Origin of the sequence: Bartonella schoenbuchensis R1, from assembly GCF_002022685.1 — a bacterium.
Lineage (GTDB): Bacteria > Pseudomonadota > Alphaproteobacteria > Rhizobiales > Rhizobiaceae > Bartonella > Bartonella schoenbuchensis.
Window position 1 is genome coordinate 163,088 of record NZ_CP019789.1, and the last position, 22,989, is coordinate 186,076.

General features: G+C 37.6%; 21 protein-coding genes, 1 other RNA gene and 2 pseudogenes. 2 read left to right on the forward strand and 22 right to left on the reverse strand.

The window, feature by feature from the left end; translation table 11 throughout:
• Positions 1-35: 35 nt before the first annotated feature.
• The 3 genes from truB to infB form a co-directional block, all read right to left on the reverse strand.
• Positions 36-998 carry a tRNA pseudouridine(55) synthase TruB gene (gene truB, locus BscR1v2_RS00630; RefSeq protein WP_078689353.1) on the reverse strand — a complete coding sequence of 321 codons (963 nt, stop codon included), beginning with the start codon at positions 996-998 and terminating at the stop codon, positions 36-38.
• A gap of 6 nt (positions 999-1,004) precedes the next feature.
• The gene (gene rbfA / locus BscR1v2_RS00635; RefSeq protein ID WP_078689354.1) at positions 1,005-1,412 is read right to left on the reverse strand and encodes a 30S ribosome-binding factor RbfA; all 408 of its coding nucleotides are present in this window, start codon (positions 1,410-1,412) and stop codon (positions 1,005-1,007) included.
• A 128-nt stretch (positions 1,413-1,540) separates the two neighbouring features.
• Positions 1,541-3,367 (reverse strand): translation initiation factor IF-2, encoded by a 1,827-nt coding sequence (gene infB, locus BscR1v2_RS00640; RefSeq protein ID WP_418214936.1) that lies wholly within the window; start codon positions 3,365-3,367, stop codon positions 1,541-1,543.
• Between the two features lie 46 nt (positions 3,368-3,413).
• Between infB and BscR1v2_RS08535 the strand changes: the two genes are divergently transcribed.
• Positions 3,414-3,626 (forward strand): hypothetical protein, encoded by a 213-nt coding sequence (locus BscR1v2_RS08535; RefSeq protein WP_418214937.1) that lies wholly within the window; start codon positions 3,414-3,416, stop codon positions 3,624-3,626.
• 58 nt (positions 3,627-3,684) lie between these two features.
• Here the strand turns inward: BscR1v2_RS08535 and BscR1v2_RS08540 are convergent.
• From BscR1v2_RS08540 to BscR1v2_RS00730, 19 genes and pseudogenes are all read right to left on the reverse strand, one after another.
• Positions 3,685-4,089 (reverse strand): annotated as a pseudogene (locus BscR1v2_RS08540) (translation initiation factor IF-2 associated domain-containing protein); the annotation flags it as partial.
• Positions 4,086-4,721 carry an RNA-binding protein gene (locus BscR1v2_RS00645; RefSeq protein WP_078689355.1) on the reverse strand — a complete coding sequence of 212 codons (636 nt, stop codon included), beginning with the start codon at positions 4,719-4,721 and terminating at the stop codon, positions 4,086-4,088. The pseudogene BscR1v2_RS08540 and the gene BscR1v2_RS00645, both read right to left, overlap by 4 nt.
• 19 nt (positions 4,722-4,740) lie before the next feature.
• On the reverse strand, positions 4,741-6,354 hold the full coding sequence (gene nusA / locus BscR1v2_RS00650; protein ID WP_078689356.1) for a transcription termination factor NusA: 1,614 nt from the start codon (positions 6,352-6,354) through the stop codon (positions 4,741-4,743).
• Between the two features lie 49 nt (positions 6,355-6,403).
• Positions 6,404-7,029: pseudogene (rimP, locus tag BscR1v2_RS00655) on the reverse strand (ribosome maturation factor RimP).
• A gap of 143 nt (positions 7,030-7,172) precedes the next feature.
• Entirely contained in the window at positions 7,173-7,874 is a 702-nt protein-coding gene (gene trmB / locus BscR1v2_RS00660) for a tRNA (guanine(46)-N(7))-methyltransferase TrmB (protein ID WP_078689357.1), read from the reverse strand.
• Positions 7,871-9,139, reverse strand: coding sequence for a methionine adenosyltransferase (gene metK, locus BscR1v2_RS00665; protein WP_010703291.1), 1,269 nt, complete (start codon positions 9,137-9,139; stop codon positions 7,871-7,873). Before metK ends, trmB begins: the two co-directional genes overlap by 4 nt.
• Positions 9,140-9,271: 132 nt before the next feature.
• The gene (locus BscR1v2_RS00670; protein ID WP_010703292.1) at positions 9,272-9,682 is read right to left on the reverse strand and encodes a helix-turn-helix domain-containing protein; all 411 of its coding nucleotides are present in this window, start codon (positions 9,680-9,682) and stop codon (positions 9,272-9,274) included.
• Between the two features lie 148 nt (positions 9,683-9,830).
• Positions 9,831-11,420: an apolipoprotein N-acyltransferase gene (gene lnt / locus BscR1v2_RS00675; RefSeq protein WP_078689358.1), complete on the reverse strand. Its 1,590-nt coding sequence runs from the start codon at positions 11,418-11,420 to the stop codon at positions 9,831-9,833.
• Positions 11,421-11,427: 7 nt separating this feature from the next.
• Entirely contained in the window at positions 11,428-12,456 is a 1,029-nt protein-coding gene (locus tag BscR1v2_RS00680; RefSeq protein ID WP_078689359.1) for a hemolysin family protein, read from the reverse strand.
• A 100-nt stretch (positions 12,457-12,556) separates the two neighbouring features.
• Complete coding sequence (gene ybeY, locus BscR1v2_RS00685; protein WP_078689360.1) at positions 12,557-13,033, reverse strand: rRNA maturation RNase YbeY; 477 nt, start codon at positions 13,031-13,033, stop codon at positions 12,557-12,559.
• 19 nt (positions 13,034-13,052) lie between these two features.
• Positions 13,053-14,153, reverse strand: a complete 1,101-nt coding sequence (locus BscR1v2_RS00690) for a PhoH family protein (protein WP_078689361.1) — start codon at positions 14,151-14,153, stop codon at positions 13,053-13,055.
• A gap of 109 nt (positions 14,154-14,262) precedes the next feature.
• A complete protein-coding gene (miaB, locus tag BscR1v2_RS00695) occupies positions 14,263-15,639 on the reverse strand; it encodes a tRNA (N6-isopentenyl adenosine(37)-C2)-methylthiotransferase MiaB (RefSeq protein WP_078689362.1) in 1,377 nt (458 codons plus the stop codon).
• Positions 15,640-15,670: 31 nt separating this feature from the next.
• Positions 15,671-16,162: a ribosomal protein S18-alanine N-acetyltransferase gene (rimI, locus tag BscR1v2_RS00700; protein ID WP_078689363.1), complete on the reverse strand. Its 492-nt coding sequence runs from the start codon at positions 16,160-16,162 to the stop codon at positions 15,671-15,673.
• Positions 16,155-16,844: a tRNA (adenosine(37)-N6)-threonylcarbamoyltransferase complex dimerization subunit type 1 TsaB gene (gene tsaB / locus BscR1v2_RS00705; RefSeq protein ID WP_010703299.1), complete on the reverse strand. Its 690-nt coding sequence runs from the start codon at positions 16,842-16,844 to the stop codon at positions 16,155-16,157. The genes rimI and tsaB overlap by 8 nt, the downstream gene beginning before the upstream one ends.
• 598 nt (positions 16,845-17,442) lie before the next feature.
• Positions 17,443-18,048: a recombination mediator RecR gene (gene recR / locus BscR1v2_RS00710; protein ID WP_010703300.1), complete on the reverse strand. Its 606-nt coding sequence runs from the start codon at positions 18,046-18,048 to the stop codon at positions 17,443-17,445.
• 36 nt (positions 18,049-18,084) lie between these two features.
• Positions 18,085-18,408 carry a YbaB/EbfC family nucleoid-associated protein gene (locus BscR1v2_RS00715; RefSeq protein ID WP_010703301.1) on the reverse strand — a complete coding sequence of 108 codons (324 nt, stop codon included), beginning with the start codon at positions 18,406-18,408 and terminating at the stop codon, positions 18,085-18,087.
• Between the two features lie 14 nt (positions 18,409-18,422).
• Positions 18,423-20,351 (reverse strand): DNA polymerase III subunit gamma/tau, encoded by a 1,929-nt coding sequence (locus BscR1v2_RS00720; RefSeq protein ID WP_078689364.1) that lies wholly within the window; start codon positions 20,349-20,351, stop codon positions 18,423-18,425.
• A 225-nt stretch (positions 20,352-20,576) separates the two neighbouring features.
• An RNA gene (gene ffs, locus BscR1v2_RS00725) (signal recognition particle sRNA small type) lies at positions 20,577-20,674 on the reverse strand.
• Positions 20,675-21,487: 813 nt separating this feature from the next.
• Positions 21,488-22,219 (reverse strand): 3-deoxy-manno-octulosonate cytidylyltransferase, encoded by a 732-nt coding sequence (locus tag BscR1v2_RS00730; RefSeq protein WP_078689365.1) that lies wholly within the window; start codon positions 22,217-22,219, stop codon positions 21,488-21,490.
• Between the two features lie 101 nt (positions 22,220-22,320).
• Between BscR1v2_RS00730 and BscR1v2_RS00735 the strand changes: the two genes are divergently transcribed.
• Positions 22,321-22,881, forward strand: a complete 561-nt coding sequence (locus BscR1v2_RS00735; RefSeq protein ID WP_078689366.1) for a c-type cytochrome — start codon at positions 22,321-22,323, stop codon at positions 22,879-22,881.
• Positions 22,882-22,989: the final 108 nt, after the last annotated feature.

A 22,989-nucleotide genomic window follows, 5' to 3' on the forward strand; every position in this document is an offset into this window, starting at 1 on the left:
GTTTCATAAAGAAGTTATCGCAGGCAGAAAGAAGTTCATCTATTTGTGAAAATACGTTTTGGTTTGAATTGGTTTTTTTCAATAGTACCTATAGCGAGAAGTTGGTCTTTGTAGATTATACAAACATCACTTTCATCAACGGATGTATTTTGATTACGTAAGAGTACTGGATTGCCCGTGCTTAAATGCTGTACTTGATTTTCGTTTATGGTGTAATGAGGGAGATGAACTAATGCAGCCTTTGTTTCAGTTAGTAGTTCATCAAGTATAGAGAAATCCCGTTTGGGAAATGCATAATTTTCTCTTTTTTCGTCTTTATGTGTTACGGCTGCTTCTAATTTACTCCATGGAATGAGATCATTTTCATTAAAAGGAGCTACTGCGACACGGCGTAAGTCAGCAATATATCCATAACAACCAAGATCACGTCCCATATCGCGTGCTAAGGAGCGTACATATGTTCCTTTTCCGCATGTTATTTCAAAAATGGAATGTCCTTGTGTGGTGGTTCCAGTAAGTTTGAGGGATTCAATTTTCACTTCGCGGGGCGGAATTTCAACAATTTCGCCTGCACGGGCTAAATCATAAGCACGATTTCCGGCAATTTTAATTGCAGAAAATTTTGGAGGTGTTTGTAAAATAACACCTGTATATTTAGGTAAAAGGGCGAGGATATCTTCTTGTGTTGGACGTTGAGTCGCTGTTTTAATGACTTCACCTTCGAGATCATCTGTTGAGCGCTCTTCTCCCCAAGCTACGTGAAAGTGATAGGTTTTGATACCTTCCATAACATAAGGAATAGTTTTGGTTGCTTCGCCTAATGCAATAGGTAACATACCAGAAGCAAGTGGATCGAGTGTGCCTGCATGCCCTGCTTTTTGTGCATTAAAGAGCCATTTGATTTGTGAGACAGCTTCTGTTGATCTCATTCCTTTTGGTTTGTCAAGAATTACCCAACCAGAGATAGAACGACCTTTTTTTTTGCGTTGTTGTGCCATGCTCTTTTAATTTTCAGGCTCGTCATTATGAAGAAGATCGCGTGCTACTTCAGGTGAATGGAGTAGAGCATCAATTTTTGAAAAATTATCAAAACTACTATCAAATCGAAAACGTAATTCAGGCATGTATTTCATTTGTCGCAATTGATGGCTAATTTCTTTACGGATAAAACGACTGTGTTTATTTAAGACTTCTATAATAGCAGTATGAGAAATATCGTGAATAGTACTGAGCGGAGAAACAAAGCAAGTGGCAATTTTCAAATCTGCTGACATACGTACTTCAGAGATAGAAATAACAACACCTTTTAAGACATCATCAAGTAAAATATCTCGTTGCAGTATATGAGCTAACACGTGGCGAACTTGTTCTCCCACTCTTAATTGCCGTTGTGATGGGCCTGTGTTTTTCATTGAACTCATAACCTTTATTACAATTTCTCTTCTCTTTACTTTTTTAAAAAATTAAAAAGGAAAGAGGCACCCATTCATCAACCCAAAAATTTCTCTCATTTAATAAAGAGGAAAATTATCATGTGATTTTATAATGTGCGATTAATGTGCTCGACTCGGAAAATTTCAACAATATCGCCTATACGTGTATCTTCATAATTTTCAAATGCTATCCCACATTCTTGGCTAACTTGCACTTCATTGACTTCATCTTTGAAACGTTTAAGTGTTTTAAGTTTTCCTTCATGAATAACAATATTATCTCGAATGAGGCGAACACTTGCACCTCGTTCTATTTTACCTTCTGTAACTCGACAACCAGCAACTTTTCCAATTTTTGTAATGTTAAAGACTTCCAAAATTTCAGCATTACCAAGAAATGTTTCACGTTTTTCTGGTGAAAGTAATCCTGACATAGCTGCTTTGACATCATCAACGAGATCGTAAATGATGTTATAATAGCGAATTTCGATTCCTTGAGCCGCGGCTAGATCACGCACTTGTTTATTAGCTCGGACATTAAAACCAATAACAGCAGAATTAGATGCTGCAGCAAGAGAAATATCACTTTCAGTGATTCCTCCAGTGCCAGAGTGAACAATATGTGCACATACTTCCTCATTTCCGAGCTTTTCTAATACTGATGCAATCGCTTCAATAGATCCCCGAACATCCCCTTTAATAATAAGCGGAAATTCTTTTATGCCAGCGGTTTGCAGTTTTGTCATCATTTGTTCAAGAGAACCACGAGAACCAGCTTTTCGTGCTACAGCTTTGTCACGTGCTAATCGTTGACGATATTCAGAAATTTCACGTGCTTTTTCTTCATTCACTACAACAGCAAAACGGTCACCAGCTTGCGGTGTACCTTGCATACCTAAAATTTCAACCGGTGTAGAAGGACCTGCTGCTTTAATATGGTTACCATGATCATCAATCAAGGCACGAACACGGCCCCATTCATTACCTGCTACGATAATATTGGAAAGATGCAATGCACCTTTTTGAATAAGAACAGTTGCAATAGATCCACGTCCTCGATCAAGTTTTGCTTCAATAACAATACCTTCTGCAGTTCGCTCTGGATCTGCTTTCAGGTCAAGAATTTCAGCTTGAAGAAGAATAGCTTCTAGAAGTTTATCAAGATTTTGACCAGTTTTAGCAGAAACCTCAACCTCTAAAGTTTCCCCACCCATGGATTCCACGAAAACTTCGTGTTGCATAAGCTCTGTGCGCACTTTTTGTGCATCAGCAGTTGGTTTATCAGTTTTGTTAATGGCAACAATAATAGGCACACCAGCAGCTTTTGCATGATTGATTGATTCAATTGTTTGCGGCATAACACTATCATCTGCAGCGATTACCAGAATAGCAATGTCAGTGATTTGGGCACCTCGAGCACGCATGGCTGTAAAGGCAGAGTGTCCGGGTGTATCAATAAAGGTAATCTTCTGACCATTGTGTTCAATTTGATAAGCACCAATATGTTGCGTAATACTACCTGCTTCATTAGATGCAACATTGGCTTTGCGAATAGCATCAAGCAAAGACGTTTTTCCGTGATCGACATGGCCCATAATTGTTACCACTGGTGGACGTGGTCGCATTTTTTGAGGGTCATCAGCTATATTAAAGATACCTTCTTCTACATCCGATTCTGAGACACATTTAACTGTATGACCAAATTCAATAGCAATAAGTTCAGCAGTATCTACATCAATAACATCGCCGGGCTTCATCATTTGGCCCTGCTTCATCAGAAATTTAATAACATCAACGGAACGCTCAGCCATACGTTGCGCAAGTTCTTGGATAGTAATAGTTTCAGGAAGAATAACTTCACGAGAAATTTTTTCCCGTGGTTCTTGGTTTTGAGCGCGTTTAAATTTTTCTTGTCTGCGGCGCATTGCAGCCATTGAACGGCCACGTGCACTGCCTTCTTCATCTAAGGCACTGTTAAGTGTGAATTTTCCGCGGCGGCGTTCATCGGCACCTTTTACAGCTTTAGGTGCACGTATTTCTGATTTGGAAAGATTAGCGCGACGGTTACGCTTTTCTTCGTCTTCATTGTCATCTATGGCACGTTTTTCGATTGAAGCTGTATTTTTAAACGGGGCAGCTGCCTTTGCTGATTCTATTGGTTCTGTTAGAGAGACTGCAGGAGAGAAAGTTTGAGTTTGTACAACAGTGTGTTGATTGTCTTGCTGTTTTGTTTTTCTTGAGCAGCTTGTAAACGTAAACTTTCTTCACGCTCTTTGGCACGTCTTTCTTTTTCTTCAGCTTGTTGACGCGTTATCTGTTCTTGGATTTTTGCTTCTTCTAAAGCGCGAAATCTTGCTTCTATTTCAGCTGATGAAAGATTACTTTGAGTCACAGATTTTTGGGCTATAGGTTTACTCGTTGCTTTTTCTTCAAACCGCGGTTTGGAACGTGGTTGAGCCACATGCGGTTTAGTAATTGACAATGATGTTTCAACTTTTTCATCAGGACGTGTAATTTTACGTCGTTTAGTTTCGACAACTACAGCTTTTGTACGGCCATGACTAAAATTTTGTTTGACCATACTAGTTTCCAGCCCTGTTCGTTTGAGGGTCAGCGTCTTTTTAGCTGTTATCTTGTCATTATTATTTTCACTCATTGTATTTCCTTCACGGCTTTTGCCGTCATCTCACAAGGCTTATTGTATTTCTCGTTACGATAGGCGATCAATTTGTTTATCGTTTTGCTAAAACCCTCTGCAGATTTTGTATTCAATAAGGCTGCATGTATCACAAGATTAGCTCCAAAAGCCACACTCATTTCATCGCTTGTAAATAAAGATAAAGCTTTTATATCCTGATTCGTTTTCTGTTGTATTGCATAGATTGCTTGTAAAATTTTCCGTTTACCATCTTCCGTAGCTTCTTTTGCATGCAGCACGAGAGCAACCTGACCAGAGCGAATAGCAGAATCAACTTTGGTTAAACCTGTAACAACAGCACCTGCTTTTCGCGCCATAGAAAGGCTCCCAAGGGCAGACTTTAGGAGGAGTTTATCCACAATATTAGCAAGATTTGAAGCAACCTCCACATCTGTTTTAAGATTTCTGCTAAAAGCTTTACGTTTAATTGCTTCTTCAATGGCGTGATGATGAGCAGAGACCCAAATACCACGCCCAGGCAAATTAGCTTTAAGATCGGGAATAATTTGATTGTTTGGACCAACGACAAAGCGGATCAACGCTGCTGTTGAAGCGCTCTTCTTTGTCACAATACAGGTCCGCTCATTCATTTAAAGTGTGTCTCCTATTTTAAAGTGTATCTTCATCCACGTTATCTGTTTTCTCATTTTCTGTAGAATTTTCTACGACACAATCAGTTTGGCATATCCAACCTGCTTGCACACGTGCAGCTAAAATCATAGCTTCTGCATCAGTACGTGTAATATCAAATGGGGTTAAGATACCAGAGAAGTTTTGAACTTGACCTCCTTTGCGTTCTCGCCAGCCAATTAAGTCGTCCACTGCATAACCTGCAAAATCGTCTATTGTTTTAATACCATCTTCACCAATAGCAACCAACATCGCGTTTGTCATGCCAGGAAGTGATCGCAATTCATCAGCAACACCGAGTTTTTTACGTTTTTCATCTAATTCTTTTTCTTTGCGTTCTAGGTATTCGCGTGCACGGCTTTGAATTTCTGAAGCAGTTTCATTATCAAAACCATCAATAGAAGCGATTTCTTCAAGATCAACATAGGCAATTTCTTCAATTGAAGCAAAACCTTCTGATGCCATAACTTGTCCGACCATTTCGTCAACATCTAAGGATTCCATGAAAAGCTTACTGCGTTCATTAAATTCTTTTTGACGATTTTCGGATTCTTCTTGTTCTGTTAAGATATCAATGCTCCACCCTGTTAATTGCGAGGCTAAACGAACATTTTGCCCACGTCGCCCAATAGCGAGACTGAGTTGGTCATCAGGAACGACAACCTCAATACGTTCTGCATCTTCATCAAGAACGACTTTTGAAACTTCAGCAGGTTGTAGTGCATTGACAATAAATGTTGCAGCATCAGGTGACCAAGGAATAATGTCAATTTTTTCTCCTTGCAATTCTGCAACAACAGCTTGAACCCGACTTCCTCTCATTCCAACGCATGCTCCAACAGGATCAATTGAGCCATCACGTGAAACGACAGCAATTTTGGCACGCGAACCTGGATCACGTGCAACGGATTTAATTTCTATAATACCATCATAAATTTCTGGCACTTCCATGGTAAAAAGTTTTGCCATAAATTGAGGGTGCGTACGCGAAAGGAAAATTTGCGGACCTCGCTGTTCACGATGTACGTCATTAACAAAGGCACGGATCCGATCTCCATAATGAAATGACTCACGGGGAATTAGCTCATCACGTCGTATTATAGCTTCTCCACGTCCTAGATCGACAATAACATTACCATATTCTACACGCTTGACTGTACCAGAAATTATTTCGCCAACTTTGTTTTTGAATTCTTCAAATTGCTGGTCACGTTCCGCATCACGTACTTTTTGGACAATAACTTGTTTGGCAGATTGCGCTGCAATGCGCCCAAAATCCATAGGAGGTAAAGGGTCACAGAAAAAATCACCAATTTTTATATCGACTTGATGTTTTAAGGCGTCAGATAAAGCGATTTCATTTGTATAATCTTCAACAATATCAACAACTTGAAGCAAGCGCTGTAATTTGATCTCACCGGTTTTAGAATTAATCTCAGCACGGATATTGGTTTCTTGACCATAACGTGAACGTGCTGCTTTTTGTATAGCATCAGCCATTGCAGAAATGACAATTTCACGGTCAATTGACTTTTCGCGTGCAACAGCATCTGCGATTTGCAGAAGTTCAAGCCTGTTAGCGCTTATAGCCATAGATTTTCTCCTTTTTTATACCATCCAAGCGGAATGATCCTAATTAATATTAATTTTGACAGTTTGTTTTTTCGGTTAAAGTGTTAAAATTATCTTCAGGGATTAGCTGTTGACGTAACTCTTTATCTTTTTCAGTGCGTCGCGAATAAGTTCATCAGTGAGCACTAGACGCGCATTTGTAACATCAGCGAAGGGAATCAAAACATCCGCTATTTCTCCGTGAGAAGCTTTATCGGTATTTAAGGTAAAGCTATTTTGTGTAATATTTGTTAGTGTGCCACGAAATTTCTGGCGTCCATTAATAACAACACCAGTTTCAATTTTTGCAACATGTCCTTGCCACTTGAAAAAATCAGATTTTCTTACCAATGGACGATCAATACCAGGAGATGAGATTTCCAAATGATATTTTCGTTCAATGATGTTTTGTACATCAAGAAAAGGCGAAACAGTGCGGCTAATAATTTCGCAATCTTCTATTGTCATGGTGCCATCAGTGCGTTCAGCCATAATCTGAAGAGTTAAGCCATTTAAACCAGAGAATTTTACGCGAATTAAACGATAACTTAAAGGTTTGAGCAATGGTGAGACAAGAGCAGCCACACGCCCTTCGATGCCATCTTCTTTAAACAGACGCGGCTCGTCAATGTTATTTATTGTTTCAGTTTCGTTTATATCATTCAAGTTGTTTTGACCCACTGATATTAAAAAAGAGCGGGTTCAAATAACCCACTCCTTATCACAAGATTAAGAATTGTTTTCATTATATTCTTAAATTTAAAGTTTTTCAAGTCGTCCATGGTAAAGTGTTTTATCAGCTATTTTCTAATAAAAGTGAGATAAGCAGGTGTTCTGCCTTCGCGCAAAGCTTTTGCTTCATAACGGGTGCTCTGCCATGACGGGTAGGGATTTTTCCAATCTTGAGGATTTTCTGCTTGCCATTCAAAACTGTCGTGATGTGTGCAATGATATAGGGTCCAATTAACGTAAGTATCTATATCGCTGGCAAAACGGAATTTTTTACCTATCTTAAGAACTCGAGCAAAACGATTAAGGTTTTTTGTATTGATAAATCGCCGTTTCCAATGCTTTTTTTTAGGCCATGGATCGGGATAAAAAAGGTCTATTCCATCAAGTGATGCTGTTGGCAGCCAATCAAGAAGTTGTGTGGCATCATTATCATAAAGGCGAAGATGATTTTGATAATGTGTGTGTTTTTCAATATGGACCAATATTTTTGCCATACCATTAATAAAGGGTTCTACGCCAATAAAACCAGTTTGTGGAAAACGTTCCATTTCATGAATTAAATTTTCACCTCCACCAAAACCAATTTCAAGCCGGACTTCCTTTACTTGAGTAGCAAATAAAGATGTTAACTCTAAGGGCGCTGGTTTATTTAAATCAACATTAAGAGTGGGGAGAAGCGTTTTTATACACGAAAGTTGATTGTTTCGTAGCCGTTTCCCTTGTCGGCGACCAAAAAAAGCTTCGCTCATACGTGTTTTATGTGCAATCATGGCACTTTAATCATTGATTTAAGCGTTGCAATTAGATCAGTTTTTTCCCATGAAAATGAACCATCATGTTCTGGTTTGCGCCCAAAATGGCCATAAGCAGCTGTTTTGGCGTAAATGGGTTTATTAAGACCAAGGTGTTTTCGGATACCTGTTGGTGAAAGATCCATTATTTTGCGGATTGCGGTTTCAATAGTATTTTCATCTACTTTTCCTGTTCCGTGAAGGTTAAGGTAGATAGATAGGGGTTGTGCAACGCCAATTGCATAAGAAAGTTGAATAGTACACCGTTCTGCTAAATCAGCTGCAACAATATTCTTAGCTAGATAGCGTGCAGCATATGCTGCAGAACGGTCGACTTTTGTTGTGTCTTTACCTGAAAACGCCCCTCCACCATGGGGCGCTGCACCACCATAAGTATCAACAATGATTTTGCGTCCTGTTAACCCTGCATCACTTTGAGGCCCGCCAATAACAAATTTGCCTGTTGGGTTGATATACCAACTGCATTCATCAGAAATAGGAATATCACGTAAAGCTTGGCGAATATAAGGCTCAACCACTGTTTGTACTTTATTTGAATCCCAACTTTCATCCAAATGTTGTGTTGAAAGAACAATAGACGTTACTTCTATAGGTTTTCCATTTTTATATCGTATTGTTATTTGACTTTTAGCGTCTGGCCCCAGTTTTCCAGCTTCTCCTTCTTTTTTATGGCGCGCTATGGCAAGAAGCTCTAAGATTTTGTGCGCATAATAGATTGGTGCAGGCATAAGGTCTGGTGTTTCACGGCAAGCATATCCAAACATAATACCTTGATCGCCTGCTCCCTCTTGGCCTTGACGATCAGTTGCATTGTCAACCGCTTGTGCAATATCAGCCGATTGTTGACGTAAAAGAACATCAATTTTAACCGTTTTCCAGTGAAAACCTGCCTGTTCATAACCAATTGCACGAATAGCTTGACGTGCAACTGTACGAAAATGAGTAGGGTTGATGATCGGAGAACCAATTTTATCATAAATAAATTCTCCATTTTTGTCTCTTTTTAAGAGCGTATCAGGAACACGCACCTCACCAGCAATAACCACGCGATTTATGCTTACTAAAGTTTCACAAGCGATTCGCATTAACCATGGATCAGTTCCAGTTTTTTGCGCTTCTTTATAAACCATATCAACGATTTCATCCGAAATACGATCACAGATTTTGTCAGGATGCCCTTCGGATACTGATTCACTAGTGAAAAAATAATTTTGATGCGGCATAAAAACTCCCTCAAAAAAGAAAACCGGCACTTTCTTATTATTTATTTAAAGTTTGCTCTATTTGCCAATCCTATGGCAAATCGTCAATGCTGATTTATGAGGCGATATTAAAGGAAAAATGTATTTTTATTCTTATAATTTATTTGTTTGATCTTCTTCAGAAAGAGCTTTTGCTAAATCAATGATTTTTCGACGTACTTTAGCATCAAGTATATTAGTAAAAGCACGCATTAATTGGATTCCTTCGCTGCTAGAGCAAAAATCCATGAAATTACTCTCGCTTTCAGCAAAACCTTCTACGGATTGAGTAATGCCTTTATCAAAAAAATAAGAAACAGGAACATCCATAATTTCTGCAATTGCTTGAAGGCGACTTGCACCAACACGGTTTGTACCTTTTTCATATTTTTGGATTTGCTGAAAAGTAATACCTAATTGCTCACCTAATTTTTCTTGGGTAAGACCTAACATATTACGACGTAAACGAATACGAGTGCCAACATAAACATCTATTGGATCGGGCTTTTTTCTAGTTTCGGTCATACTGCAACTCTTTATTTTCAGCGCTTTGTTTCCAAATCAATATTAGATGCACGTAAAGTTAGTTTATCATAAATTAGGATAATATGTAATACTTTTCCCCAACGTTACTGGTACGCATAACATGATATTATACATAAGCACTCAATCATTAAGGTCGTCTTGTAAAGCCAAAACTAATACGGCACAATAGCATAAGAATGAATAAGATGAAAGTAGAGAATATTCTGTATTCATTGTTCCATATTAAAATAATTGGTGATGGAATCGGAGAATCAAGAAAACCAATAGCATTTTGTTCAAGAGCATCAACGATTCGTCCATAAGGGTCGATCACAGCTGATATTCCATTGTTGGCTGCTCGTATAAGAGGTATTCCTAGTTCAACTGCACGCAGCCGTGCTTGCTGAAAATGTTGATAGGGGCCAGGTGTTATGCCAAACCATGCATCATTTGTAACGTTAATAATTGCTTGAGGAGGAGGGCCTTTAAAAGTCATTTCATGGGGAAATATGGCTTCATAGCAAATGAGAGGAAGATAAGAAAATCCATTTGGCATCATAACAGTTTGGCGCTCAGAAGCAGAGCTATATCCACCAATTTTATCGGCAATGGCATTTAATCCAATTTTATTCCATAAACTTTGATAGGGGAGGTATTCACCAAAAGGGACCAGATGGAGTTTATCGGAAGCGTTAAGAATATTGCCTTTGGCGTCAATGACTTCAATTGTATTAAAATATTGTGTTTGGGCATTAGGGGAGTCAGTATTGGCTCGCACAGCACCAATAATAGCCCATTGTTGTGGCTTAAGAAGTGAGGCAATGCGCATTGTGATAGCAGAAGTACCTGTGAGAATGTAAGGAACAGATGTTTCAGGCCATACGACAAAGTCAGGCTTTAAAGTTTGATCAGTTTCTGACATTATACTTAAATTTAGATGAGCTGTGAATATATCTTCAGGTGTAGCATTGTCTAACTTTTTATTTTGTTGGATGGAGGGTTGAACAATGCGTACCCAATAACTACTCTTTTGATAATCAGCGATATTAGGTGCTGTATTCAGTCTATAAAATCCAAAGAAGCTATGGGTTAATGTAAGTAGAAAACAAAGAATAAGTGCAGATTTCTTTTTTTCATTCGTGAATAAAACTGTAGGTAAACTATAGACTAAAACAGCAAGAATGTTCATTCCGTAAAGCCCTACAATCATATCTGATTGCATGAGTATCGGGGTTGGCATAGCCGTATAGCCAAGTGCATTCCATGGAAATCCTGTAAACAAGATGGCGCGTAGCCATTCTGCTAGTCCCAGTGCAAAAGCAAGGACAAAGAAGCGTGCTATCCCTTTTGTCCATAACCAACCAACAATAAGACCAGCAAAAGCCCAATAAAGAGCAAGATAAGCAGGAAGACCAAAAACAACAAATGGTATTGTCCAAGCATAAGTAATCGGATCTATCAATAAAGCATTGCTTGTCCACCAAAGGCTGCAAACAAAATAACCAAAGCCAAAATTTCCGCAGGTTAATGCACTTATCAAAAGGCGTTTTTTGAGATTTTGAATAGCATAGATTGCATCAAGTAAGATAACAAAGACAGGAAAAGTTAAAAAGCTGACAGGTGTCAAGTAAAAAGGTGGGAGCGCAAAAGATGTGAGTGCACCACATAAAAAAACACATATTTGCCGTTTCCAGCCAGTGATAGAAAGTAGAAAAGCTGTGAGCTTATTAACAAGCACTTGATCATCACCCTTTTAAAGTAGCCTCTTCAGTTAAGTGCTCATTTTCTGGGATACGAACAATGCGTAATCGCTTAATCCGGCGTTTATCAGCTTCTAAAATACGGAATTTGTAGCCAGGTATAGCTTCAATGATTTCACCTTTTGAAGGAATGCGGTCAAGAATGGAAACAATCAAACCACCAATGGTGTCGACTTCATCACCATATTCTCCTACAATGAAATCAGGACCGAGAGCTTTTTCCACATCTTCTAATTCAGTTCTTGCATCAACAAGCCATTTATTATCGGGTTCACGCACAATAACATTGTTGATATTGTCGTGTTCATCTTCAATATCACCAACGATGAGCTCAACAATATCTTCCATAGAAACTAAACCGTCTGTGCCACCATATTCATCAATAACCAAAGCCATTTGTGTTCGTGTAGCTTGCATACGTGTTAATAATTTACTAGCAAGCATAGAGCTTGGAACAAATAAAACCGTCCGAATAAGATCTAGTTTACCAATTGGGGTATCTAAACCGTCTGTATGGTTTAACTGAAGTGGAACAGATTTTTGCCCATTTTTGTTGGAAGTTGAACTGGTAATAAAGCGGGTTATATGACTAAGAATATCACGAATATGGATTATACCTCGTGGATCATCTAAAGTTTCAGCATAAACAGGCATACGAGAATAACCAATTTTTTCGAAACATTCGAGAGCTTCCCCAAGAGGGGTATTTATTTCTAATGCTTCGATTTCAGAGCGTGGGATCATCACATCATCAATGCGTGTTTCACGCAAGCGTAAGATATTGTGCAGCATAATACGCTCTTCGGGTGAGAAGAGTGTTGCGTCATCTTCATTGTGAGCAGCAAGGGCATCAGTTAAATCATCACGCAGTGATGTGGAGTTACGTCCACGTAAGAATGAAAACAAATGGCTCAGAAATGAATTTTTTTCTATATGATTTGTTCGTTGAGAGGAGGCTCCTTCAGTATGAGAAGATATTTGGTTGTTATTGTGTGTATTGATTTTATCCACCATGGTCCTAAGATTTTCTAAGCCTTTTTTTTATAATATAACGCGTAAGATGTTTTAAGCTTTATTGTATAATATCGGTTTTTAAAGTTTGATTTTTATCATTTTAAAGTAACTCAGTATAGGGATTTTTTATGGAAAGCTTGCTGAGGATTTCTCTTTCTAACATTTCCATTTGATTAGCTTCATCATTTGTTTCATGATTGTAACCAAGAAGATGGAGGAGGCCATGAACAATCATATGCGTCAGGTGGTCTTGAAATGATTTCCCTTCTTCTTTTGCTTCTCTCATAATAGTCTCCCTTGCAATGATGATATCACCAAGCATAGGTTTAGGATTTTGTCCAACTTTGAGAGGAAAAGCAGGAAAGGATAAAACATTGGTGGGTTTGTTTTGAGAGCGCCATTGTGCATTGATTTGTGCTATGTGATCGTCATTTGTAAAAAGCAAGCTGAGTTCACTTGTTACTTGGTTTAATGATAAATGATGCATTGTGGTGGTTAATGCTTTTGTGGTGATGTCATAAAGTACGTCCTCATTATCCCACTCAGAATCTTCAATAGTTATATCAATAGTAATCATGGTGGATTTAATTCATTTTTCAATCAAGATCATTAGAATGATACTTTTTTGCTTGTTTGCCAGAATCGCGATCATAAGCGCGGACAATAGCAGCAACAAGAGGATGGCGTACAATATCTTTTTCGTCAAAACGAACGATCGAAATATTTTCTATATCTGAAAGAATGCGAATTGCTTCTGTTAAACCTGACTTTTGCCCTGCCGGAAGATCAATTTGGCTTATATCACCTGTAACAACAACACGCGCTCCTTCTCCAAGACGTGTGAGAAACATTTTCATTTGCATGGGTGTAGTATTTTGTGCTTCATCAAGGATGATAGCTGAATGAACAAGTGTTCGTCCGCGCATAAAAGCAAGAGGAGCAATTTCTATGACTCCAGAAGCTAAAATGCGTTCTACCTTTTCAGCAGACATCATATCGTAAAGGGCGTCATAAAGCGGGCGTAAATAGGGATCAACTTTTTCTTTGAGGTCACCAGGAAGAAAACCAAGACGTTCCCCAGTTTCAACTGCAGGACGTGAGAGGATAATTCGTTCAATAATACCGCGTTCTAAGAGCGTTACAGCGTGAACAACAGCAAGATATGTTTTGCCGGTTCCTGCTGGACCTATACCAAAAACAAGCTCAGAACACTCCATTGCTCGTAGATAAGCCTCTTGCGTTGGGGTGCGAGGATAGATTGTTTTTTTATGAGTGCTCAACTGTATTGGTACATGTTTTGTCGTAGATTGAATTGTTTTTGGAGACTTTTGCTTTTCATTTGGCAAATTTGCCATAGTGAGTGCACTTTCTGTATCTGATAAAGTAAGCTCTTGACGTGTTTTTGCTAGTTTATAGAGCTGGCCTAATGCATATTGCGCGTGTTTTGTAGCAGCAGCACTTCCACGGATTGAAACTTTGTTACCGCGCGGGTAAATGTTAAGTCCGAGTTTTTGTTCAATATAAGAAAGATTTTCATCGAATTTTCCAAAAACCATTTTTGCATAGTTGTTATTTTCAAAAGTTAAAACAATATGATCAGTTTCCGATAAGCTCGTTTTTTCAAAGATATTAATGTTTTTGGGGGAGGCATTTATTGCCTTTTTAATGTGTTTTGGTTTTTCGGTTGATACTTTCAACCTATTCTCCTGTGTTGTTTAAGTATGATACATTTAAGATATAATTTTTTTCTTTAAAAATAAAAGAGTTTTTTAAGTTAATACTTTGAACAAAACTTTAGGAGTGTTTTTAAATATTCACTTTTTCTCCGACGAAACTGTTTGGACTCGCATTTTTAATATGAATTTCCATAATAGTGCCTGTAGAGACTTGTGCATCTACAACAACAGGTAAAAGCCAAGGAGAGCGACCTACCATTTGCCCAAGATGGCGACCAGATTTTTCAATAAGGATATTGGTTTTTTGACCAATTTTAGAACGTAAAAATGTATGTTGCTGGTCAAGAAGGAGTGCTTGTAAACGTTGAAGGCGAGAATTTTTCACAGTTTCATCGACATGGTTTTTCATTGTTGCACCAGGTGTTCCAGGACGGGGGGAATATTTAAAAGAATAAGCTGAACTGTAACCCACTTGTTTAATGAGTTTAATGGTTTCTTCAAAATCTTCATCAGTTTCACCTGGGAATCCCACAATAAAATCGCCTGAAAAAGCAATATCTGGTCGTGCGGTACGAATTTTTTCAATAAGTTTAAGATAATGAATACTTTTGTGTTGGCGATTCATTGCTTTTAAGATACGATCTGAACCAGATTGGACAGGAAGGTGCAGATAAGGCATAAGCATATCAAGATCGCGATGTGCAGCAATAAGGCTGTCATCCATATCACGTGGATGGCTGGTTGTATAACGCAAACGCTTTAAACCATCAAGTTTGGCAAGATGATAGAGAAGGTCACCAAGGCGCCAAGTTTTGCCATTAGCACTTTGTCCATGCCAGCCATTTACATTTTGCCCCAAAAGCGTAATTTCTTTGACACCAGCTTCAATAAGTTGGATGGCTTCATGAGTAATTTGTTCAACAGGTCGTGATGTTTCAGCACCCCGTGTATAAGGAACAACACAAAAGGTGCAAAATTTGTCACATCCTTCTTGTATTGTTAAAAATGCGCTAACACCCCGTTTTTGCACAGCATGTTTATTATGAGGTGGTAAATGAGTAAATTTATCTTCAACAGCATAATTCGTTTCAACGATTTTTTTTCCTTGTTTGGCCTGTTTTAATAACTCTGGCAAGCGATGATACATTTGCGGTCCAACAACAAGATCTACTGTTGGCGCACGACGCAAGATTTCATCTCCTTCGGCTTGTGCAACACAGCCCGTCACACCAATTATTAAAGGTTTATCAGGTGCACGTTTTTGACGTATCATCCGCAAGCGACCAAGATCAGAATAAAGTTTTTCTGCTGCTTTTTCACGAATATGGCAGGTGTTAACAAGAATAAGGTCAGCATCATTTGGTGTTTGTGTAGTTACATAACCTTCGGCACTAAGACTATCATTCATTCGTTGGCTGTCATAAGTATTCATTTGACAGCCGTAGGTTTTGATAAAAACCTTTTGGGGAGAAATAGAAAGTGTATTCTTAAGATGCGACTGCTTCATGATGCATTCCTAAACGCTTTTTGTATAAATCTCAATCTGTTTGCTTAAAAGTTTTTTGCATGATGATTGCATTTTTGCGGCCATTTGGTGATTGATAGTAAGCAAGACGTTTAGCAATCTTTTTGAATTCAAAATGCTGATAAAGAGCCAAGGCAGAAAGATTGGTTTCTTCAACTTCTAAAAATAGCTTTGCGGCACGTGCATGTTGAAGATAACAAAGTATACTATCGACAAGCAAAGAGCCAATTCCTTGTCTTTGGTAATGAGGTTGGACAGCAATTGTAATAATTTCTGCTTCATCAAGAATAAAACGGCATAGACAAAATCCTAAAATTTGATCAGGCTGATTAATAAGGTAAACTTTGTAGCCAAAAATAGAATGATCTTTTAAAAAAGTATCAAATGTTTGTTCTTCCCAAGCTGGAATAAAACAATTTTGGTGAATTTGATGAAGAAGAGCGCTATCATCAGTTTGTAGCGATGCAATCTCAAAATGTTTTTTTATGGATGAAACTTTAGCCATTATTTTTTCGTGGTAAGACAAAACTGGCGTTTTGTTTTGCGTCAGCATCGCGTAAATAAAGTGGGCGAGGTGCAGCTTGTGGCTGTTTGTTTGCCGCAAGGTGAGCATAGGTTAAAACATCAGCCGCTTCACATGGAATGAGATCTGATATGGTTGTGGTGTTTATTTTATTGTTTTTGATGTACGAAGCGATAATATCAGCAGCTGGACCAGTTAATACTGTTTGTTGTGGTAAAGCTGCGACGATATTCTCAAGTGTTTGTAAGCCAGGCACACATAAAGCTGTAAGGTCTTTGTTAAAATTTTGATAATAGAACATTCCTCTACCAGCTTCAATGACAACAGTGATTGTTGACATGGCATTTTTATTAATTGCTTGTGCTGCTAATGCTTCAAGTGTACTCACCCCAATGGCTGGTACTTCTAGTGCTAATGCTAAAGCTCTTGCAGTTGAAACACCTGTACGTACACCTGTAAATGATCCAGGTCCGATATTAATGGCGATCCGATCAATTTGATCAAATGTGATGTCGGTTTGGTCAATTATTTGTGCAATTTGACCGATGAGTTTTTCAGCATGGCCTTTGGAAATGCGTTCGCTGATACGCGCAATAACAGCTTGATGGCGGGTAAGTGCAACGGCACAATAAATTGAAGCGGTGTCTATAGCAAGGATGAACATGAACGCATTTTTTTAACTGGATATAACAACAGATAAATAATTAGTTATAGTTTTTTGAGTATTTTTATTTTGTATATTTTGCAATGTTTGAAGACAATTGCAATATTAATAAACATTACGTTTTTGGAAATATTTTTCAGACTAGATTAGTGTTTAATGTGTGTCTTGGTATAGCATGGCAAAAGTGTACGCAAGGGTATCACTAAAAATATTAAAATTATCAAGGAGTAACCGAAAAAGAACCATAAAGTTCATATGCAGCATTAGAAGAATATGGCAAATATGGAAATCCAAGGTTATTTAGATTTTAAGCCACAGGATATTTTACTAAAAAGACAATTATTACTCTGAAATGTGTGGTATTGTACAAACTAGTCAATTAATGAATTCTAATAAAACTGCCAAAGCTTTCAAACTGTGTTTCTGTATAAGCTATTTTTCTATAATTTTTAAGTTATACGCTCAGTCTTAAGTGTGTATATTATTAAAGCACGATCACAATTTATGAGAAGAGATAATCTCTTAACTATAGTCTTTTTAATATTTTCTCCTTTAAAAATACCATGGGAGAAATAACAAGATAATAGAAAATTAGATTTTAAAGATTGGTTCTCGCTCGTAGTGCTGCAGCTAAGGTTCCATCGTCAAGATAATCTAGTTCACCACCTACTGGTACTCCATGGGCAAGCCGGGTAATTTTAATTGAAAAATTAGACAGTTGATCGGTGATATAATGCGCTGTTGTTTGCCCTTCAACAGTTGCATTAACAGCTAGAATAACTTCTGTAATTGAATCATTAATAACACGGTTTATTAAAGAAGTGATGTTGAGTTCATCTGGGCCTATTCCATCCAATGGGGATAGTCGTCCACCTAATACATGGTAACGCGCTGGTAAAATTCCGGCTCGTTCAAGAGCCCAGAGATCAGAAATATCTTCAACAACAATAATCGTTGTATTATCACGGCGAGGGTCTGTACAAATCAAACAAGGATCAGTTGTATCCACATTGCCACAAATAGAACAAATGCTTACTTTGTTTACAGCTTCTTGTATTGCTGCCCCTAATGGCTCCAATAGTATTTCTTTTTTCTTGATGAGATGAAGGGCAGCACGGCGTGCTGAACGCGGTCCAAGACCTGGTATTCGCGCTAAAAGTTGAATGAGGCGCTCAATTTCAGGGCCTGCAATGTGTTGAGACATACCATTATTCCAAAAGATTAAATTAAAGCCACTTTATTAAAACGGAAGCTTGAAACCTGGTGGAATCGGTAAACCTGCTGTTATACTTTGTGTTTTTTCTGCTATAGCCGTTTCAATTTTTGCTTTAGCTTCATTATGAGCTGCCATAATGAGATCTTCAAGTATTTCAACCTCTTCAGGATTGATTAGTGACGGGTCAATTTTGATTGCTGATATAATATTTTTACCATTTAAGGTAATACTAACGAGCCCGCCGCCGGCTGTACCTGTTATATGCAAATTAGCCAAATCATCTTGCATTTGCTGCATTTTTTCTTGCATTTCTTTGGCTTTTTTCATCATGCCCATCATATCACGCATAGTAATTAATTTCCTTATTCATCATTTGTATGATCATCGTTTTCATTGTCGAAGATATGAGGAGTTAAATCAAGATCATTTTCTTGTTTATTCAGACGAATATCGACAATTTTTGCTCCTGGAAAATGGTTGAGAATTGTTGCTATATCAGGATCTGTTTCTACATCAGAAAAAAGAGCCCTTTGAGCGGCTGCGCTTTCTTCTTGTAAAGTTGGTCCTCCCCCTTCAGTGACGAAGGTTATTGTCCATTTTTTTTCAGTCCATTGATGTAACATTTTTTTTATATCACGGGCTAGTGAACGCGGAGCATTTTCAGCAAGTCTTAATGTTATATGCCCTGGTTCAAAAGAAACAGGATGAACAAATTCTTTAATAAGCAATTTGAAATGTGTTTCGCGGTGTTGTTCAGCTAAATTAACGATATCATGTAGGGAGTTTATATTTAAGAATTTTTGTTCTGTTGTTTCCGTTTCTGGTTGAGAAGAAGCGTACGGTAAATGAACAATGTTGTTAGAAGATTCGATAGTTTGAATGTTATCAAGGCTTTCTGTTGTTTTAAAAGAATCTGTATTTTCAGGAGTTTGAATCTTGAATGATTCTATTGGTTGAACGGAAAGGCTGGGTTGATTAGTTACGACTGTTTTTAAATTATGTTGGTTTTGCTGTGAGTTTGAAATTTGTGAGAAAGAGTGAGTCTGTCCACCACCAGCTTTTACGCTATGGTTTACATTGTTGGCTTCTTGATGGGGATTATTTTCGGTAATTGTGAGAGATGTTTTTTCTTGTGTGAGTTTTTTCAACGCTTCATCAAGAGTTGGCAGGTCAGCAGTGTGGGTAAGGCGAATCAATATCATTTCAGCAGCTTGAATAGGGCGTGCAGCTTTATTGACCTCCTGTAAGCCTTTGAGCAAAATTTGCCAGTTTCTGGAAAGAACGGGAATAGAAAGTTTTTGTGAAAAGTCTAAACCTCTTAAACGTTCCTCTTCTGTTAAGAAGAGATCTCCAGCTATCTCTGGTGTCAAACGCAACCGCGTGACCAAATGGTTGAAGTCAGACAATTCTGTTAATATCATAAAAGGGTCGGCACCTGCATCATACTGGCTACGTAATTCACTCAATGCACTGACAATATTTCCTTTCATAACAAATTCAAACAGATCAATAATACGCGCTTGATCAGCTAGTCCTAACATTGTGCGTACTGAAACAGTACTGACTTTACCATTGCTATAGGCAATAGCTTGGTCAAAAATAGACAAAGCGTCACGTGCAGACCCTTCTGCAGCACGAACGATTAGAGATAAAGCTTGATCTTCTACTTTAATTTTTTCATGTTTAGCAATTTTACGCAAGTACTCTACTAAAACTGCTGATTCAATACGCCGTAAATCAAAACGCTGGCAGCGTGAAAGGATTGTAATAGGGACTTTGCGAATTTCTGTTGTTGCAAAAATAAATTTTATATGGGGTGGTGGTTCTTCAAGCGTTTTTAATAGGCCATTAAATGCTTGTGTTGAAAGCATATGAATTTCGTCGATAATGTATATTTTATAGCGCGCAGAAACAGGACGGTAACGTATTTGTTCAATAATTTCACGAATATCGTCAATGCCAGTGTGCGAGGCAGCATCCATTTCTATAACGTCAATATGTCGGCCTTCAATAATTTGTGCACAATGTTCACCAAGTGTATTAAGTGCAATAGTGGGTTGGTCAATATCTTTTGTTTTGTAGTTGAGCGCACGCGCTAAAATGCGTGCTGTTGTGGTTTTTCCTACTCCACGAATTCCTGTTAACATCCACGCTTGTGCAATGCGTCCTGTCTCAAAAGCATTAGTAAGGGTGCGCACCATTGCTTCTTGACCAATGAGGTCAGAGAAATTTTGAGGCCGATATTTGCGAGCGAGAACACGATAAGTCGTTGCTGCAGGCAGTTTTTCCATCAATGATTCCAATTTTAAAAGCTCTTGTAAGTATATTACAATGACATGAAAACACAGATTAAAAATATACTCTACTATAAAAGGATTTTTTCTCAATCAATTTATTTTAAGAAAATAGGATCATTTCTTAAAAACGCCCAAGATTTCTTTATTTTTGGGAGGCAGAGTACTTATCTTATCACGAAGATTTGTAAAATAGCAAAGGCGTGATTCCATTTAATAAAAGTGGAAGGTCGGCACGATGACCCGTACCAGAGCTCGTTAGGGCTGCTTCTTTCCAGACCTGACCCGGTTGGCGAGTAGTTCGTCCATCACCAACCTCCCAATTTTATATTGTCGATTTAAAAAAGAAAATCAAGCTTTGAAACAAAAAACGTAGAAAGAATAGTTAAAAAGCTTTCTTTTGAATTTAATTTATATTTAGCATAAGAAATATTTTTGGTTTTTCTTTAACATTTTGTGATTTGCGGTTTTTGAATGATTTTATTTTTGTACTGTAGGTTGCTGAATATGCAAGAAATTTGTCAATTATTTATAATAAAACAGCCTATGTTTTTGTTTAAAGTAGATAAAATATTGGCTTTGTTATAGGTAATTCTTGATCAAAGTTTTCTCTTATTTCTATGTTTGTTTGCAATGTAGCTTATAATTTACGGGATGATTAGGCTATAAAAGTGAACGCCACTAATTAATGTGAAAATTAATTTTTCTTTTTAAAAGCTGGGTTATCCAATCTGTTGAAAAATCTCTACAATATTCGAATTTCGTTGAATATATGTGGAGATATAAAATTACTCAAATTGAGTTGAAAGTGTTTTGCAAATCCGGTTTTAAAGAAGCATTTTTCCAAATAACTGAATAGGTTCTATACATTTGGAACTCTTATAAATGCTCTATTTGCCAAGCGTAATCTTCTATAATGCAAGTCTATCTTAATGGCTTTTTACTTATGGTATTTAAAAACTACAGCGTTTTCATAAAAAGAAGCTTACACTTAGAAATTAGACGCTTTTAAGAATAATATTTTTTTCTTTATGTGGCAATGTGAGTAAAAACAATAAACCGTGTGGCTATTGTTAGTGATAATTTTTAGCGTAGTGCAAAAGTGTTAATATGGTTATAAAGATTTGATTTCTTTATGTTAAGATTTTGCGTACTTTATCAAGATCAGACTGTGTGTCGACACTTAAGGGAATCGTATCAATTATTTCTACATCGATACGCATATTATTTTCTAATGCACGTAATTGTTCAAGTTTTTCACGTTGTTCGAGTGTGGATGGTGCAAGAGTTACAAATCGTTCAAGTGCTTCACGTCGATAAGCATATAATCCAATATGATGGTAAAGAGGACCATTTCCGTAAGGTGCAGTTGCACGGGTGAAGTAAAGAGCACGCAAACGGTTTTGAGAAAGCGGTGTACCAATAATTTTGACTACATTGGGATTTGTTTTTTCATCTTCTTCAACAAGTTTAGCACCCAGGGTTGCAATATCAGTTAAGTCATTTTCTAAAGGTTGTAGAGTGCTAATAATTTCGTGAGCGGTTATTGTTGGTAAATCACCTTGTAGATTTACAATGATATTGTAGTGTCGCTCAGGATCAATGATGGTTAAAGCTTCATAGATGCGATCAGATCCTGATTGATGGTCAGTACGTGTTATGATGCATTCATGTCCGTAAGCTGTAACAGCTTGAGCGATGGTATTGTGGTCCGTTGCAACAATGATACGTCCTAATGCAGCTTTTTTCGCTTGTTCAGCTACATGAATAATCATAGGTTTTCCAGCGATTTCAGCGAGAGGTTTTCCTGGAAGACGAGATGAACCCATGCGAGCAGGAATAAGAATGAGTGGTTTAAAAGCCATCACTAGAGTTCCAAATGTTGTATATTTGATATATTTATAATGATATACTATAAGGAAAAGCCTTAAACTGAAAATGATAAAAATTGAATATTTAGATTTTAATGAAACGATCTACATTTACCTATTTTATTTGTGCTTCTCTGTTTTTGCTAATTATTGCGGGGGGAATTTTCATTTTTAGTGATGTAATTTATAATTATTTTGCATCAGTTCAACATTCTTATACTGCAGATAATGATGATCTTAAAGAAAAGCAGGATCTATCTCACCATTATCTATCGTTAAATGAGCGTCTTCAAAAAGGTGATCTTGAAAATGGGCGTAAAATTTTTCGTCAGTGTGCTCTATGTCATACTTCTGGGCGTGATAATTCTAACCGTGTTCTTGGCCCAACACTTTGGGAGATAGTAAATCGCCCTTTTGCGGATGCAAAAGATTTTACTTATTCAAGAGTGTTACGTGAAAATTCTAATAAAAAATGGGATTTTCCCACTTTAGATCACTATCTTCAATCACCTCGTAAAGCATTTCCAGGGACGACTATGTCATTTCGAGGGATTAAAAATGATCAAGATCGTGCTGATCTTTTACTTTATTTACGCAGTCTATCTGATCACCCTGTTCCTTTACCACTGGATAATGAAGATGCTAAACAAAATTAGTTTGTGCTAGAAGTGCTGACTTTAAAAGTATGTGTAGTTAACTTTATTTGTGATTTGGGTTTTATCGAGTTATCAGAAAAATTGTGATGAATGTATTATTTAAAGTGA